This is a genomic window from Klebsiella sp. JN_Kp122 (assembly GCF_040062085.1).
In the GTDB taxonomy this organism is placed as follows: Bacteria; Pseudomonadota; Gammaproteobacteria; order Enterobacterales; family Enterobacteriaceae; genus Klebsiella; species Klebsiella aerogenes.
This window is the reverse complement of record NZ_JBEAHW010000038.1, coordinates 13441-30140: the sequence shown is the minus strand read 5'-3', so window position 1 is coordinate 30140 and position 16700 is coordinate 13441. Positions and strand designations below refer to the sequence as shown.

At 54.9% G+C, this 16700-nt stretch carries 14 protein-coding genes; 5 read left to right on the top strand and 9 right to left on the bottom strand.

All coding sequences use genetic code 11. The features are described 5' to 3' along the window. The 8 genes from rffA to trxA form a co-directional block, all read right to left on the bottom strand. On the bottom strand, positions 1 to 1131 hold the full coding sequence (gene rffA, locus ABLU78_RS15400) for a dTDP-4-amino-4,6-dideoxygalactose transaminase (protein WP_045389293.1): 1131 nt from the start codon (positions 1129 to 1131) through the stop codon (positions 1 to 3). A 4-nt stretch (positions 1132 to 1135) separates the two neighbouring features. Continuing rightward, positions 1136 to 1810, bottom strand: a complete 675-nt coding sequence (gene rffC / locus ABLU78_RS15395; RefSeq protein ID WP_020077602.1) for a dTDP-4-amino-4,6-dideoxy-D-galactose acyltransferase — start codon at positions 1808 to 1810, stop codon at positions 1136 to 1138. Between the two features lie 27 nt (positions 1811 to 1837). Next, positions 1838 to 3100 carry a UDP-N-acetyl-D-mannosamine dehydrogenase gene (wecC, locus tag ABLU78_RS15390; RefSeq protein ID WP_048230023.1) on the bottom strand — a complete coding sequence of 421 codons (1263 nt, stop codon included), beginning with the start codon at positions 3098 to 3100 and terminating at the stop codon, positions 1838 to 1840. Next, positions 3097 to 4227 carry a UDP-N-acetylglucosamine 2-epimerase (non-hydrolyzing) gene (wecB, locus tag ABLU78_RS15385; protein WP_015703970.1) on the bottom strand — a complete coding sequence of 377 codons (1131 nt, stop codon included), beginning with the start codon at positions 4225 to 4227 and terminating at the stop codon, positions 3097 to 3099. Before wecB ends, wecC begins: the two co-directional genes overlap by 4 nt. A gap of 55 nt (positions 4228 to 4282) precedes the next feature. Next, positions 4283 to 5329, bottom strand: coding sequence for an ECA polysaccharide chain length modulation protein (gene wzzE, locus ABLU78_RS15380; protein WP_020077604.1), 1047 nt, complete (start codon positions 5327 to 5329; stop codon positions 4283 to 4285). A gap of 13 nt (positions 5330 to 5342) precedes the next feature. Beyond that, complete coding sequence (wecA, locus tag ABLU78_RS15375; RefSeq protein WP_015368885.1) at positions 5343 to 6446, bottom strand: UDP-N-acetylglucosamine--undecaprenyl-phosphate N-acetylglucosaminephosphotransferase; 1104 nt, start codon at positions 6444 to 6446, stop codon at positions 5343 to 5345. A gap of 241 nt (positions 6447 to 6687) precedes the next feature. Then, positions 6688 to 7947 carry a transcription termination factor Rho gene (rho, locus tag ABLU78_RS15370; RefSeq protein WP_002883293.1) on the bottom strand — a complete coding sequence of 420 codons (1260 nt, stop codon included), beginning with the start codon at positions 7945 to 7947 and terminating at the stop codon, positions 6688 to 6690. A 331-nt stretch (positions 7948 to 8278) separates the two neighbouring features. Continuing rightward, the gene (trxA, locus tag ABLU78_RS15365) at positions 8279 to 8608 is read right to left on the bottom strand and encodes a thioredoxin TrxA (protein ID WP_002883224.1); all 330 of its coding nucleotides are present in this window, start codon (positions 8606 to 8608) and stop codon (positions 8279 to 8281) included. Positions 8609 to 8951: 343 nt separating this feature from the next. Here trxA and rhlB point away from each other — a divergent pair, with 343 nt between their 5' ends. The 5 genes from rhlB (at position 8952) to ABLU78_RS15340 (ending at position 14663) form a co-directional block, all read left to right on the top strand. Further along, on the top strand, positions 8952 to 10217 hold the full coding sequence (rhlB, locus tag ABLU78_RS15360) for an ATP-dependent RNA helicase RhlB (RefSeq protein ID WP_015368886.1): 1266 nt from the start codon (positions 8952 to 8954) through the stop codon (positions 10215 to 10217). Between the two features lie 89 nt (positions 10218 to 10306). Then, a complete protein-coding gene (gene gppA / locus ABLU78_RS15355; protein ID WP_020077605.1) occupies positions 10307 to 11812 on the top strand; it encodes a guanosine-5'-triphosphate,3'-diphosphate diphosphatase in 1506 nt (501 codons plus the stop codon). A 19-nt stretch (positions 11813 to 11831) separates the two neighbouring features. After that, complete coding sequence (locus tag ABLU78_RS15350) at positions 11832 to 12749, top strand: LysR family transcriptional regulator (protein ID WP_048230019.1); 918 nt, start codon at positions 11832 to 11834, stop codon at positions 12747 to 12749. Positions 12750 to 12880: 131 nt separating this feature from the next. Continuing rightward, positions 12881 to 13879, top strand: a complete 999-nt coding sequence (locus ABLU78_RS15345) for an amidohydrolase family protein (RefSeq protein ID WP_015368889.1) — start codon at positions 12881 to 12883, stop codon at positions 13877 to 13879. A 61-nt stretch (positions 13880 to 13940) separates the two neighbouring features. Further along, complete coding sequence (locus tag ABLU78_RS15340; protein WP_015368890.1) at positions 13941 to 14663, top strand: DUF554 domain-containing protein; 723 nt, start codon at positions 13941 to 13943, stop codon at positions 14661 to 14663. A 4-nt stretch (positions 14664 to 14667) separates the two neighbouring features. Here the strand turns inward: ABLU78_RS15340 and rep are convergent, their stop codons facing one another. Beyond that, a complete protein-coding gene (gene rep, locus ABLU78_RS15335) occupies positions 14668 to 16689 on the bottom strand; it encodes a DNA helicase Rep (protein ID WP_015368891.1) in 2022 nt (673 codons plus the stop codon). Between the last annotated feature and the right edge of the window lie 11 nt (positions 16690 to 16700).

Genomic DNA, 16700 nt, shown 5'->3' with positions numbered 1-16700 from the left:
TCAGGAGAAGTAGCTCAGCAGTGAATTAATCACCGTCCGTTGGTTTACCGCAGACAGGTTGTAGAACAGCGGCAAACGCAGCAGGCGTTCACTCTCCTGGGTGGTATAACGATCTTCGCCGCAGAACTCGCCGAACTGTTCGCCAGCCGGGCAGCTATGGAGCGGAATATAGTGGAACACCGCCAGAATTTCTGCCTCTTTCAGCCAGTTAATCAGCGCCGCGCGGTCATCGTTATCCCGCAGCTTAATGTAAAACATATGCGCGTTTTGTCCGCAATCCGCCGGCACCGCCGGCAGATCGATACGGCCCGCGCGCGCCAGCGGCAGGAGCGCGTCATAATAAGTTTGCCACAGCGTCAGGCGCTGTTGGTTAATCCGCTCCGCGGCTTCCAGTTGCGCCCAGAGATAGGCGGCCTGTAGATCGGACATCAAATAGCTGGAACCGATATCGCGCCAGGTGTACTTATCCACCAAACCGCGGAAGAACTGGCTACGGTTAGTGCCCTTTTCGCGAATGATTTCCGCGCGTTCCACCAGTTTACGATCGTTGATAAGCGTTGCGCCGCCTTCACCACCGGCGGTGTAGTTTTTCGTCTCATGGAAGCTAAAGCAGCCAATATGGCCGATGGTGCCCAGCGCGCGGCCCTTATAGGTGGACATCACGCCCTGCGCGGCGTCTTCCACCACAAACAGGTTATATTTGGCGGCGAGCGCCATGATGGTGTCCATTTCACAGGCCACGCCCGCATAATGCACCGGCACGATCGCCCGGGTTTTATCAGTGATTGCGGCTTCTATCAGCGATTCATCAATATTCATCGTATCGCGACGGATATCGACGAAGACGATTTTCGCCCCGCGCAGCACAAAGGCATTGGCGGTGGAAACAAAGGTATAGCTGGGCATGATGACTTCATCACCAGGCTGAATATCCAGCAGCAGCGCCGCCATCTCCAGCGACGCGGTGCAGGATGGCGTCAGCAGCGCTTTGGCGGTGCCGAAGCGCTGTTCAAACCACTGCTGGCAGCGACGAGTAAAACCGCCGTCGCCGCAAAGCTTGCCGCTGTTCATCGCCGATTGCATGTAATCGAGCTCAGTCCCCACCACCGGCGGTGCGTTAAATGGAATCATCGTGTCACCTGTATAACCAGTACGCGGTGCTTTCCACATTCGCACCGCTGAGAATATAACGTTTAAGCGCGGCGGTGTTGCCCATCTGGGTCGCCACCCGCAGTGTAGAAAGCCCGCGTTGCGCCGCCCAGTGGCGCGCCGCCTGCATAAGCTCGGCGCCAGCGCCGCGCCCGGCCAGCAGGCCGATACGCGCGTCGGTGTCGTTGAGCTGACGCAAAGAAACAAATGCGCGGATGTCGCCATCGGACGCGCGAAATAGCAGACACTGGTGGTCAAAGGTCCCCAGCACCGCGTTTTCAATCCATTGCGCGTAGAATCGGCCGCTGGCGTCAGCGGCATACCAGGGAGCGCGAAAACGGCTCATAGCAAAGGCCTGTGCCGCCAGTTCGCGTAGCCGCGCAATATCGCCTTCAACGGCCCATTCGGCGCCGGCATCAGCCGGCTCGCCTACCGGCAACGCCAGATCGACCTCGCCTTCCACCAGTTGAAAACCGATCTCCTGTAGCGCATCCAGCCGGGCGGTGTCGCTGGCGGCGACTTTCGCTTGCACTCGCGCCCATCCTGCCAGGGATTCAGCGGTGAGCAGCGGCGCGCGCTCGTCAAAGCGAACGATACCGCTATTAACGGCGAAGAAGCGGTTTTCCCACTCCAGCGCTTCAATACTGGCGCGCAGAGGCATTGGATGAACCAGACGAGGGTAGGATTCTCACCGCCACACTCCTTTGGTGTCGATGATATAGGCCTGGGTAACGCTATCGCCGCTAACGGCTTTAAACTCGTTGTGATCGACCAGCATCACCAGCACATCGGCGCTCGCCAGCGCATCATCAAGGGTCGCCAGCGTACACAGGCCATCAAGCTTCTTCGGCAGCGTGTGAATGTTGGGCTCAACCACCTGCGTCACGCCGCTGTGCCAGCGGGCGATCTGCGCGGCAATTTCCATCGCCGGGCTTTCACGTAGATCATCAATGTTAGGCTTAAAGGCCAGGCCGAAGCAGGCAATAGTCAGTTCACTGGCGCGTTTATTGCTGGCATTCAGGCACTCGGCAACCTGTGCTTTCACCCGTTCGATAACCCATTCCGGCTTGTGGTCGTTAACCTCGCGCGCGGTGCGAATCAGACGCGCCTGCTGCGGGTTTTGCGCCACGATAAACCACGGGTCGACGGCGATACAGTGGCCGCCGACGCCCGGACCCGGCTGCAGAATATTGACGCGCGGATGGCGGTTCGCCAGGCGGATCAGTTCCCAGACGTTGATCCCCTGGTCGGCGCAAATCAGCGATAGTTCGTTAGCAAAGGCGATGTTGACGTCGCGGAAGCTGTTTTCCGTCAGCTTGCACATTTCCGCAGTGCGCGAGTTAGTCACCACGCATTCGCCTTCAAGGAAGATTTTATACAGCTCACTGGCACGCGCCGAGCAGACCGGCGACATGCCGCCAATAACGCGGTCGTTTTTGATGAGCTCAACCATCACCTGCCCCGGCAGCACGCGCTCCGGACAGTAGGCGACATTAACGTCGGCCGCCTCGCCCACCTGCTGTGGGAAGCAGAGATCGGGGCGCATCGCCGCCAGCCACTCGGCCATCTGTTCAGTCGAACCGACCGGCGAGGTGGATTCCAGGATCACTAACGCCCCTTTCTTCAGGGTCGGGGCAATAGATTTAGCGGCGGATTCAACAAAGGCCATATCTGGCTCATGCCCGCCTTTAAACGGCGTCGGGACGGCAATCAGGTAGGCGTCAGACTCCACCGGCACGGTGGTGGCGCTTAAATATCCCTGTTCAACCGCCGTTTTTACGACGCTCGCTAAATCCGGCTCGACGATATGAATCTCACCACGGTTAATGGTCTCAACGGCGTGTTGATTGATGTCCACGCCAACCACCCGCCGTTGCCGGGAAGCAAATGCGGCAGCGGTTGGCAGACCAATGTACCCAAGGCCAATCACTGAAATGGTAGAAAAACTCATAGCGTTACCTGATTATTTTTAAGAGCGGATAAAATACGATCGCATGCCTGACCATCGCCGTAAGGGTTATGGGCCCGACTCATTGCCTGCCAGGCGGCATCATCCTGCAGCAGACGGGTGACTTCATCGACGATACGCTGCCTGTCGGTGCCGACCAGACGTACGGTGCCAGCGGCGACCGCCTCCGGGCGCTCCGTCATTTCGCGCATCACCAGTACCGGTTTCCCAAGCGACGGCGCTTCTTCCTGAATCCCGCCGGAATCGGTCAGAATCAGCCACGCGCGATTCATCAGCCAGACGAACGGCAGGTAATCCTGCGGATCAATTAATTTCACGTTAGCGACATGGCCGAGAATACGGTTAACCGGCTCGCTGACGTTCGGGTTCAGGTGAACCGGATAAACAATCTGTACATCAGGGTGATGGCTGGCGATATCCGCCAGCGCATGGCAAATGTGCTCAAAGCCGAGACCAAAGCTCTCGCGGCGGTGGCCGGTCACCAGAATTAATTTCTTATCCTCTTCGAGGAACGGGTAGCGCTGCATCAGTTCATTGCGCAGCGCCTCGTCACCAAGGACACGATCGCGAACCCAGAACAACGCATCGATCACCGTATTGCCGGTGACGGTAATGCGTTCTTCGTTAATATTTTCCCGCAGCAGGTTATCGCGCGAGGTGGCGGTCGGGGCGAAATGGTACATTGCCAGACGCCCGGTCAGCGTGCGGTTACCCTCTTCCGGCCACGGCGAGTTCAGGTCGCCGGTACGCAGGCCCGCTTCCACGTGGCCCACCGGGATGCGCTGATAAAACGCCGCCAGGCTGGCCGCCATCGTCGTCGTGGTATCGCCATGTACCAGCACCACGTCCGGCTTAAATGACTCCAGTACCGGCTTTAAACCTTGCAGAATGCGGCAGGTGATCTCGGTTAATCCCTGACCCGGCTGCATAATGTTCAGATCGTAGTCCGGCGTAATCGAAAACAGTTTCAACACCTGATCGAGCATCTCCCGATGCTGCGCGGTTACGCAAACCTTTGCCTCAAAATGAGGATCCTTTGCCAGCGCATGGACCAGCGGCGCCATCTTGATGGCTTCTGGTCTCGTGCCAAATACAGTTAGTACTTTCACATCGATTCTCTTCGATTAGGTGATGATGGCGCGGAGCCTTCATCACAGGCCCCATTCACTGGACACGACGACGTGCTAACGCCACGCCTGCGCCGATGAGCGCGCCCACAATCCCCCACATGATCATCAGAAATACACGCCGCGGGCTATCGCGTTTTACAGGTTCTTCCGGCGTACGCAAATATCTGTAAGTCTGAAAACGTGGATCCAGCGTCGGGCCAACGTTTAGCGTGTTCAGCATGGCGCGGTTCTGGTCATAGTCGAGATCGTATTCCGGCCCTACGGCCTGCAGATTTTCGAGGCGCGCCTGCAGCATCGGCCGGCCAAGTAAGAAGAGTTCGGAGGCCGGCAGCTGTTCCGCCGGAACATCGGTCTCGCTGCGGGAAATGTTATGTTGCTGGGCGATTTTCAACGCCTGCTCGACGCTCTGCACGCGGCGGTTGAAGATCTCGCTTGCCACCTCTTCCTGACGCTTCACCTGCGCTTTCATCTGTACCGTACGCGCCGCCCAGGCGCCCTTCAGCTCATCATTAAGATGACCAGCGGCACGTTGGCTGGCAAAAGCGACATACTGACGCAGCAGATTATTGGCATCTGGCGCGGTCTCCGCCGTCAGCTTGATGCTGTCATTGACGCTTTTCAGCGGGTCGCCGGGGATAAACTGAATATCGTTAATCAGATCGTCAAGCATCGCGGCATCCGCGCGTGAGTTGCCTGACTGGCGCTGCTTGTAGTAATCGGTCTGCAGCCAGAAGTCACGGCGGGTATCCCATGACGCCTGTTGCATAATAAACTCTTTGTATGCCTCATCCATGGCGGAAGGTTGGTCTACCGAAGCCAGATCGGCTTTGATATCCAGGTTACGTAAGAACTGCTGTTGCGAATAGTATCCGCCCAGCATATTGACGGTCGGCCGGTCGGTAATTGCCGTCGCGCTCCACTCCTGGCGAGCAAAAAAGGAATAAATAAGAACGATCAGTGCGAACAGCACGGCGATGCCGACTATCCAGCCTTTTCCTGCCCATAAGGCGCGAAACAGCCCGCGAATATCCAGTTCGTTCTCAACGTTCACTGCTTGTGCTCCCGGTAATGGTTGAGTCATCACTTCCCCAGTTTTACTTGGTTAAATTTGGATTATTGCCGCTGTGTCGCCGAATTCTGCGTCTAATGCGCTTAACCAGACGCGCCACTTTCCATGCGCGCTTAATGCAGTAGCCATAAAGTAAAAAAGCAAACAAAAAGAGTATTAACATCACCCATTCAGGAACAATACGGGTGTATTCCGCCACTACGCCGACCAGCGCCAGTAAAGCGGCAGCCAGCGTAATCAGGACAAAGGCCTGCCGGGAAGTAAACCCGGCACGCATGATCAAATGATGAATATGCTGACGATCTGGCGAGAACGGGCTCATCCCCTTTCGCAGGCGGCGATACATAATCGCCACCATATCCATCAGTGGAATCGCAATAATCCACAGCGCCGTCACCGGGCTGATGGGATGCGTTTTGCCCTGCGTCGTCTCCAGCAGGATCCAGATAATGGTGAAGCCAATCATGGTACTGCCGGCATCACCCATAAACACTTTATAGCGACGTCCAAGCGCGCCAAGATTAAGTAAAATATAGGGCAGAATGGCGGCGATCATCGCAAAACACCACATCGCCAGGCTGTACTGGCCATCAAACCATAAGATGATGCCGGTTGCCGCGAAGGAGACGGACGAAAGCCCGCCGAGCAACCCGTCAATGCCATCCACCATATTGAAGGCGTTGATTGCCGCCCAAACGGCGAAAAGCGTGAGGAAAAAACCAAAGGGGCCGAGGACTAACTCCCACGAACCGAAAATATAGCCGAGGCTGCTGAGATGCAGATTACCCGCCGTCATCATGATAACGGCTATCGCGGCCTGAATAACCGCACGAATTTTTACGCTGATATCAAATCGGTCATCCAACGCGCCGACCAACACCAGCACCCCCGCGCAGGCCAGATACAGCGTGGCATGAGGGATATAATAATCGGCAATCGCAAAGGTAAAACAAATACCGGCATAAACTGAGATACCACCAACTAACGGAATCAAACCTTGATGCCGTTTCCGATAGTTTGGCTTATCCACTAACCCAATTTTTTTCGCTGCTTTACGGGCAACAAATATAAACAGGGTCGTGAATAAGAAAACACTGATTAATTCAGTAATAGCAGTGAGTAAATTCACAACACATGTGCTCTCAGCATAGTTAATCCGGGGAGTATAACGATGATGTCTCCACTCCTGAAGGGGAAAAGCAGAACATTACAAATTTATTGTATATATTTTAGACTGTTAAAGTCCTTTCTGCTTAACCCGCCGCGCATATCATACGTCAACGTTGGCGGTGCTTTTCCCGCCTGGATCATACAAAGCTACAAAACAAAACGCCACGCAATCGCGTGGCGTTTTTTCGGCGTATTCCGTCCTACGAACGCTTCATCATATCGAAGAAGTCGTCGTTAGTTTTGGTCATCGCCAGCTTGTTAATGAGGAACTCCATTGCGTCGATTTCACCCATTGGATGGATGATTTTGCGCAGGATCCACATTTTCTGCAGTTCTTCCTGGGTGGTCAGCAGCTCTTCTTTACGGGTACCGGAACGGTTGTAGTCGATAGCCGGGAAGACGCGTTTTTCCGCAATCTTACGGGAGAGGTGCAGTTCCATGTTACCGGTACCTTTAAACTCTTCGTAGATAACTTCATCCATTTTAGAGCCGGTATCGATAAGCGCGGTAGCGATGATGGTCAGGCTGCCGCCCTCTTCCACATTACGCGCCGCACCGAAGAAACGCTTCGGACGATGCAGGGCGTTGGCGTCCACACCACCGGTCAGCACTTTACCGGAAGCCGGAACCACGGTGTTGTAGGCACGAGCCAGACGGGTGATGGAGTCGAGCAGGATAATAACGTCTTTTTTGTGCTCAACCAGACGTTTCGCTTTCTCGATAACCATTTCGGCAACTTGCACGTGACGAGATGCGGGTTCGTCAAAGGTAGAAGCAACAACTTCGCCTTTAACCAGACGCTGCATCTCGGTCACTTCTTCCGGACGTTCGTCGATAAGCAACACCATCAGCACGCAGTCAGGATGGTTGTACGCGATGCTCTGCGCGATGTTCTGCAGCAGCATGGTTTTACCGGCTTTCGGCGGCGCGACGATCAGACCACGCTGGCCGCGGCCAATCGGCGATGCCAGATCCAGTACGCGAGCGGTTAAGTCTTCGGTAGAACCATTACCACGCTCCATACGCAGGCGTGAATTCGCGTGCAGCGGCGTTAAGTTCTCGAACAGAATCTTGTTACGCGCGTTTTCCGGCTTGTCGTAGTTAACTTCGTTAACTTTCAGCAGCGCGAAGTAACGTTCACCCTCTTTAGGAGGACGAATCTTACCGGAAATGGTGTCACCAGTGCGGAGGTTGAAGCGGCGGATTTGGCTGGGGGATACGTAGATGTCGTCTGGACCGGCGAGGTAGGAGCTGTCTGCTGAGCGGAGGAATCCAAATCCATCCTGCAGTATCTCCAGTACGCCATCGCCAAAGATATCTTCGCCACTCTTTGAATGCTGCTTGAGGATGGCAAAAATAATATCCTGCTTACGCATACGAGCCAGGTTTTCCAGCCCCATATTTTCGCCGAGAGTAATCAGCTCAGAAACCGGCGTATTCTTTAATTCGGTAAGATTCATAGTGGTGTGGGTTCTTAAACTCGGGGTAAATCTCGAACTTAATGTTGTGAATGGTATGGCAGGAACATCCATGCCTGTTAGCGGCTTCATCTCGTGTCTGTACGTTGCCTGGTCACAGGAAAGAACGCAGAACTGAAACGACAAGACGGAATGAGTGATAAGCCCGGAATTATTAGCCTCACGCGCATAGTCTGCGGGACGCTTTGGGTAAAACAAGATTCAAACAATAGGTATGTTTAAAACGAAGTCTGGAATTAACTTAGCACGACTCAGGCCGGGCGTCCAGAGTTCCACAAAAAATAGGAATCCGGACGCCGGAATGGCAAACCGATTACGCCAGGTTGGCGTCGAGGAACTCTTTCAGTTGGCCTTTGGACAGCGCGCCGACTTTGGTCGCCGCGACTTCGCCGTTTTTGAACAGCAGCAGCGTCGGGATGCCGCGGATGCCGTACTTCGGCGCCGTGCCCGGGTTCTGATCGATGTTCAGTTTAGCCACGGTCAGTTTGCCTTGATACTCTTCAGCGATCTCATCCAGAATCGGGGCGATCATTTTGCACGGACCACACCACTCTGCCCAGAAATCGACGAGGGTCAGCCCGTCAGCCTTGAGTACGTCCGTGTCAAAACTGTCGTCAGTCAGGTGAATAATTTTATCGCTCATATATAACTCCACAGGAATAAGCCTGGTGTGTTGGTGTCGCAGCCATCAACGACGTGTTGATGCTACGTTATGCACGCTATTCTTCAGGATGCCTCTTTTATAAGCTACCTGCGGGAATGGATCCACCATGGACCACCACCGCCGATGCTTAAGCGCACTGTCTGCAAATCTACCTGCGGCAGATTTACCGCCCCCGTTGCGCTTAGTAGTCTAAGCTTTCCGGGATCCATTCAGTAGCCGGAGACGCACCTTGAATAATTTCGTATATCGCCAACGAAAGGTTGACGTTATTTCACCGGATACGCTTTCTTAATGCAATAGTTAGCTGATATTCTACCACACTATGAGCAAAACACATTTGACAGAACAGAAGTTTTCCGACTTCGCCCTGCACCCGGCAGTTGTCGAAGCCCTTGAAAAAAAAGGGTTTCATAATTGCACACCCATTCAGGCTCTCGCCCTTCCGCTCACGCTGGAAGGCCGCGATGTCGCCGGGCAGGCGCAAACCGGTACCGGTAAAACGATGGCGTTTCTGACGTCAACGTTTCATTATCTTCTCTCTCACCCGGCCATCGCAGACCGCCAGGTTAACCAACCGCGCGCGCTGATCATGGCGCCAACGCGCGAGCTGGCGGTACAGATTCACGCTGACGCCGAACCGCTGGCGCAGGCCACCGGTCTGAAGCTCGGTCTGGCTTACGGCGGCGACGGCTACGATAAGCAGCTGAAAGTACTGGAAAGCGGCGTTGATATTCTGATCGGCACCACCGGTCGACTGATCGATTACGCCAAACAAAACCACATTAATCTCGGCGCCATTCAGGTTGTCGTGCTCGACGAAGCCGATCGCATGTACGATCTCGGCTTTATTAAAGATATCCGCTGGCTATTCCGCCGCATGCCGCCGGCCACTCAGCGCCTGAACATGCTGTTCTCCGCCACGCTGTCTTATCGCGTACGCGAACTGGCATTCGAACAGATGAACAACGCCGAGTACGTTGAAGTCGAACCGGAACAGAAAACCGGCCACCGCATTAAAGAAGAGTTGTTCTATCCTTCCAACGACGAAAAAATGCGCCTGCTGCAGACGCTGCTGGAAGAAGAGTGGCCCGACCGCGCTATTGTTTTCGCCAACACCAAGCATCGTTGTGAAGATATCTGGGGCCATCTGGCGGCAGATGGACATCGCGTCGGCCTGCTGACCGGCGACGTGGCGCAGAAAAAACGCCTGCGTATTCTCGAAGAGTTCACCCGCGGCGATCTCGATATTCTGGTTGCGACCGACGTAGCCGCTCGCGGCCTGCATATCCCAGCCGTCACCCATGTCTTTAACTATGACCTGCCGGATGACTGCGAAGACTATGTCCACCGTATCGGCCGTACCGGCCGCGCGGGCGCCAGCGGGCACTCCATCAGCCTGGCCTGCGAAGAATACGCGTTGAACCTGCCGGCAATCGAAACCTATATCGGCCACTCGATCCCGGTCAGCAAGTACAATCCGGACGCGCTGATGACCGATTTACCGAAGCCGCTGCGTTTAACGCGCACCCGCCCAGGTAATGGCCCGCGCCGTAATGGCCCGCCTCGTAATCGTCGTCGCTCAGGTTAATATCTATGCCATACACGAAATTTTTCAGGATGCGCCACGGAGATTATCCCGGGCAACGAAGCCCAGTCGACACAGGAGCTGCCTGAAAGATGAAGAGTATGAGTTCCACCTCGCTGTATGCCGCCATCGACCTTGGCTCCAATAGTTTTCATATGTTGGTGGTGCGCGAGGTGGCGGGCAGTATTCAGACCCTGAGCCGCATTAAGCGCAAGGTGCGTCTGGCTGCCGGCCTGAATAGCGACAATGCGCTCTCCGCAGAAGCGATGGAGCGCGGCTGGCAGTGCTTACGCCTGTTTGCCGAACGTCTGCAGGATATTCCTTCGGCGCAAATTCGCGTCGTCGCCACCGCCACCCTGCGTCTGGCGGTCAACGCCGGCGAATTTCTGGCGAAAGCGCAGGAAATCCTCGGTTGCCCCGTCCAGGTGATTAGCGGTGAGGAAGAAGCCCGCCTGATCTACCAGGGCGTAGCCCATACCACCGGCGGCGCCGATCAGCGTCTGGTGGTGGATATCGGTGGCGCCAGCACTGAACTGGTGACCGGCACCGGCGCGCAAACGACCTCGCTGTTCAGCCTGTCGATGGGCTGCGTCACCTGGCTTGAACGCTACTTTGCCGACCGTAGCCTGACGAAAGAAAACTTCGATCTCGCTGAAGCGGCGGCGCGCGATGTGCTGCTTCCAATCGCTGATGTCCTGCGTTACCACGGCTGGAAAGTGTGCGTCGGCGCTTCAGGCACCGTGCAGGCGCTGCAGGAAATTATGATGGCGCAGGGAATGGATGAGCGCATCACCCTCAGCAAGCTACAGCAGCTTAAGCAGCGCGCCATCCAGTGCGGCCGACTCGAAGAGCTGGAAATCGAAGGGCTGACGCTCGAACGCGCACTGGTTTTTCCGAGCGGCCTTGCCATTCTGATTGCTATCTTTAGCGAACTGAATATTCAGTGCATGACGCTGGCTGGCGGCGCATTACGCGAAGGCCTGGTCTACGGCATGTTGCACCTTTCTGTCGATCAGGATATTCGTAGCCGCACGCTGCGTAATATTCAGCGGCGCTTTATGATCGATACTGAACAGGCGCAACGTGTTGCTAATCTGGCCACCCATCTGGTTGATCAACTGGACAGCGGCTGGGAGCTGGATCCGCTAAGCCGCGATTTACTCGTCAGCGCCTGTGCGCTTCATGAAATTGGCCTGAGCGTCGATTTCAAACGCGCGCCGCAGCACGCCGCCTATCTGGTCAATAACCTCGACCTGCCCGGTTTTACCCCGGCGCAGAAGAAGCTCATCGCCACGCTGCTGCTCAACCAGACTAACGCCATCGATCTTTCTTCGCTCCATCAGCAAAACGCGGTACCGCCGCGCGTTGCTGAACATTTGTGTCGCCTGCTGCGACTGGCGATTCTGTTTGCCAGCCGCCGGCGCGACGATCTCCTGCCAGCCATTCAACTTGCCGCCGACGACGAAAAACTGACGCTGACGCTGCCGGATGACTGGCTAAAGGAACATCCGCTGGGCCGGGAAATGGTCGAGCAAGAGTGTCAGTGGCAGAGCTATGTCCACTGGGCGCTGTTGATCAACGACGACGCGGCGAGGTAATTTCCAGCCAGGAGGGCGCATGCGGGAAGAACTGGATTTCAAATCACTACGCTTTTTCTCCGCGCTCTACCGTTTGGGGAATGTCTCTCCGGCAGCGGAAGCGCTCGATATCAGTCAGCCAACCGGTAGCCTGCTGCTAAAAAAGCTACGCGAGCACTTTGACGACCCGCTGTTTGTGCGCGTTGGACAACGCATGGCGCCAACGCCGCGCGCGGACGCTATCGCCCCCACCATTTTTACTCTTTTGCAACTGGCCGATACCGATCTGACGGCTAAGCCGGAATTTATCCCACAAGAGAGCAACCGTAACTTCACCATCGGCATGACCGATATCAGCCAGATGACGCTTCTTCCTTTGCTGCAAAGCCAGCTCCAGCGGCTGGACGCCAGCGGCATCACCTTTACGGTGCTGAATATTGACGATCAGACGCTTAGCGCGCTGGAATCAGGTAAATGTGATTTGGCGATCGGCTATCTTACCCAACTGCCGGATAGCGTCTATCAGCAGCATCTGTTCGATCAGTCGTATGTTTGTCTGGCAGCGGACAATCACCCGCGCATTCGTCATCGGTTCAGCACCGAAGACTGGCGTCAGGAAAAGCACCTTGCGGTTCGCGTCAACGGCACCGCCCACGGCGACATTGATAAACTGCTGGCGGAACACAGTATGCCGCGGCGCATCGCATTGACGCTGCCCAGCTTTTTAGGCGCGGGCGAGCTGGTTGCCGGCAGCGAGATGATCGCGGTGGTGCCGGAACAGCTGGCGCGCCACATCACCAGGCGTTACCCCTGCCGCAGCTGGCCGCTACCTTTCTCACTGGCTAACATCGCGATTCGCCAGGTCTGGCACCAGCGTCTGCACCGCGATCCTGGGCATATCTGGCTGCGCAAGCAGATTGTAGATCTTGCCGCCTCAGGCGGTTCTATTAGCATTTAAATCATAAAATAAGCGGCTGTATTAGGATTTCTGATACGCTATATTCTATTTGGTTTATTGCTGTCAATACGTCAAACATTTTAATCTCCCCGCATCAGTTCATATCGACCGAATAAATAAAGGAACCTATCATGCGCGGAAAAATCGCTTTAGAAGAACATGTATCTACTCCTGAAAATAACCGTTTATGGGATTCGACCGGCGAAGCTAACCGTAACGGTAGCGAATATATGCAAGACGTAGAGCGCCGCCTGCTTGACCGCAGCATTCAACTCGAAGAAATGGCGCAACGTAATATTGACCACGTTATTCTTTCTCTGACTTCACCCGGCGCGCAATCTATTTTAGATAAAGCCAAAGCGGTCTCTTTCGCTCGCGACACTAACGACTTTATCGTTGATAATTATGTAAAACCGAATCCGGATAAATTTAGCGCGTTCGCCACGCTGGCGTTACAAAACCCGGAAGCTGCGGCGGAAGAGCTGGAGCGCGCGGTGAAAAAACTGGGCATGAAAGGCGCGCTGATTAACGGCTACACCAACGTCAAAGACAGCGAACATGGCCTGTATCTTGATGATGAATCCATGCTGGTATTCTGGGATAAAGTCAACGAGCTAAACGTGCCGGTGTACCTGCATCCGCGTGAACCGCTGGAAGGCCCGGCGCGCGGGATTTATACCGGTTACGAAAGCCTAATCGGTTCCGCCTGGGGCTTTGCGCAGGAAACCGCCGTTCACGCTATTCGCCTGATGATGAGCGGCCTGTTCGACCGTTATCCGAATCTTAACCTGGTGCTGGGACACCTCGGTGAAGGGCTGGTACACATGCTGCCGCGCACTCAACATCGCCTCTATCGTCAGCGTTTCGGCTGCGGTTTGGGCAAGGCGGAAAAACCGTTAATGCACTATCTGCAAAATAACTTTATTGTCACCACCAGCGGTCATTTTAATACTCACTCGCTAAATAATGCGATTGAAGTAATGGGTGCCGATCGCGTGATGTTCTCCGTTGATTACCCTTATGAAGATATTCATCAGGCCTGCGACTGGTTTGATCCGTTAGAAATGGATGAAGGGCTGAAAGAAAAAATAGCCTGGGGCAATGCCAGCCGCGTATTTAATATCAAATAATAAAAAATAAATCGACAGGGCCTGTTCTCAGGCCCTGGTTTTATTACAGGGAGAATATACTATGCCGGTAGGTATTTTTGTTTGCAGCGGTTCATTACTCGTCGGCGCGATTGCAGGCGCCTCACTCAACCGATTTATCCCGGATCACTTTAAGAAAACGCTACCGCTTATTTCCGGGTTAATCTCTATCAGTATGGGCGTGTTCTTCCTTAACAAACTCATCAATCTGCCACCCATTGCGCTGGCCGTTATCATCGGCACGATTATTGGCGGCCTGTTGAATATTGAGAAGTGGATTGAGCGGGCGGGAACACAGCTGCGAACGCCCATCGAGCGCATTTTTCCAGGCCAAAACAACGCAGGCGTAGAAGCGGAGGATTTTATGAACCAGTTTATCGCGGTGCTGATCCTGTTCTGCGCCAGCGGTACCGGTATTTTTGGCGCCCTAACCGAAGGGATGACCGGCGACCCGACCATTCTGCTGACCAAGTCGATACTCGACTTTTTCACCGCCGCCATTTTCGCTTCGACGCTGGGCTACATTATCACCGCGATTTTTATTCCCCAGCTGATCATCTTCGTGATTCTGTTCTTCGCCGCCACGTTTATTATGACGTTGATAAGCCCATCGATGATCGCTGATTTTACTGCCTGCGGCGGTATTATTATGCTGGCGACCGGTTTTCGGCTTTGCGGTATTCGCCATTTCCCCACCGCCAACATGCTGCCGTCACTGCTGCTGGTGATGCCATTTTCCACCGCCTGGCAGCAGTTTGTCGCCTGAAACGTTAGCCCTTTTTCGCCTTCGCCAGCATCGCCTTGATATTCGCAACGTTGGCCTGGCCTTTATGCATACGTTCTTCCGCAGAGATGACTTTCCGCTCCTGCTCCCAAATCAGATCGTCTTGCGGGAGCTCAAGCAGAAAACGGCTCGGCTCCGGGCGTACCAGCTCGCCATACTGACGACGCTCCTTACAGAGCGTAAAGGTCAACTCTTTCTGCGCGCGCGTGATACCTACATAGGCCAGACGCCGTTCTTCATCAACATTATCTTCATCGATACTGCTCTGATGCGGCAGCAATCCCTCTTCCATTCCCACCAGGTAAACATACGGGAACTCCAGCCCTTTTGAGGCATGCAGGGTCATCAACTGCACCTGATCCAGCTCTTCATCCGATTCGCCGCGTTCCATCATATCGCGCAGGGTAAAGCGGGTAACCACCTGCGTCAGCGTCATCGGCTCATCTATCTCGCTGCCTTCCAGCATTTCGGTCATCCAGGTGAACAGCTGGTTGACGTTTTTCATCCGCATTTCCGCGGCTTTCGGGCTCGGCGAGGTTTCATATAGCCAGGACTCATAATCAATCCCGCGAATTAAATCCCGCACGGCATTGACTGGTTCACGCTCGGCCAGTTGCTGAATTTCCCGCAGCCAGTGGGTGAAACGAGTGAGGGATTCATACCCGCGCCCGGTCAGCGTCTGGCTTAACCCCATATCAAAGCTGGCGGTGAATAAGCCTTTATTGCGGCTCATCGCCCATTCGCCCAGTTTTTGCAAGGTCGCCGGACCAATCTCTCGCTTCGGCGTATTGACGATACGCAGGAAGGCGCTGTCGTCATCCGGGTTGGTGAGTACGCGCAGATAGGCCAGCAGATCTTTAATTTCCGGACGCGAGAAGAACGAGGTGCCGCCCGAGATTTTGTACGGGATGCGGTTCTGCATCAGCATCTTTTCAAAGACCCGCGACTGGTGATTGCCGCGATAAAGGATGGCGTAATCTTTGTAGTTTGTTTTATTAATAAAGTGGTGGGCAATCAGTTCGCCAGCGACGCGCTCCGCTTCATGATCTTCGTTATTGGCGGAGAGCACTTTCAGCTCGGTACCGTAGCCAAGTTCCGAGAACAGCCGCTTTTCAAACACGTGCGGGTTATTGGCGATCAAAATGTTGGCAGCCTTCAGAATACGCCCTGATGAACGGTAGTTCTGTTCAAGCTTGATCACCTGCAGCGCCGGAAAATCCTGGCTTAACAGCACCAGGTTCTGCGGCCGCGCGCCGCGCCACGAGTAAATCGACTGGTCATCATCACCCACCACGGTAAAGCGCGCGCGCTGCCCCACCAGCAGCTTCACCAGCTCATACTGGCTGGTGTTGGTATCCTGATACTCATCCACCAGCAGGTAACGGATCTTGTTCTGCCAGCGTTCGCGCACCTCTTCATTGCGCTGCAACAGAAGCGTCGGCAGTAGAATAAGATCGTCAAAATCAAGGACGTTGCAGGCCTTCATATGCGCATCATAGAGCCCATAGCAGTGGGCGAAGATGCGGTCCCGTTCGCCTTTCGCGCCAGCCGCCGCCTGCGCCGGCGTTTTCAGATCGTTTTTCCAGTTGGAGATCGTCGAGATAAGCTGCTGCAACACCACTTTGTCATCTTCGATCAACCCTTCGGTGAGCTCTTTGAGCAGCGCGACCTGGTCGGTATCATCGAACAAGGAAAAGTTGGATTTCATTCCCAGCGCGGCGTATTCACGTTTGATGATATCCAGCCCCAGGGTGTGGAAGGTGGAAATCATCAGCCCGCGCGCCTCTTTTCGCCCCAGCGTTTGCCCGACGCGCTCTTTCATTTCGCGGGCGGCCTTGTTAGTAAAGGTGACGGCCGCGATATGGCGCGCCTGATAACCGCAGCCGCGGATCAGGTGGGCGATTTTATTCGTAATAACGCGGGTCTTACCGGAACCGGCGCCCGCCAGCACCAGGCACGGTCCGGTAACGAATTCGACGGCTTGTTGTTGGCCAGGGTTTAAACGCATGGGAATATTGC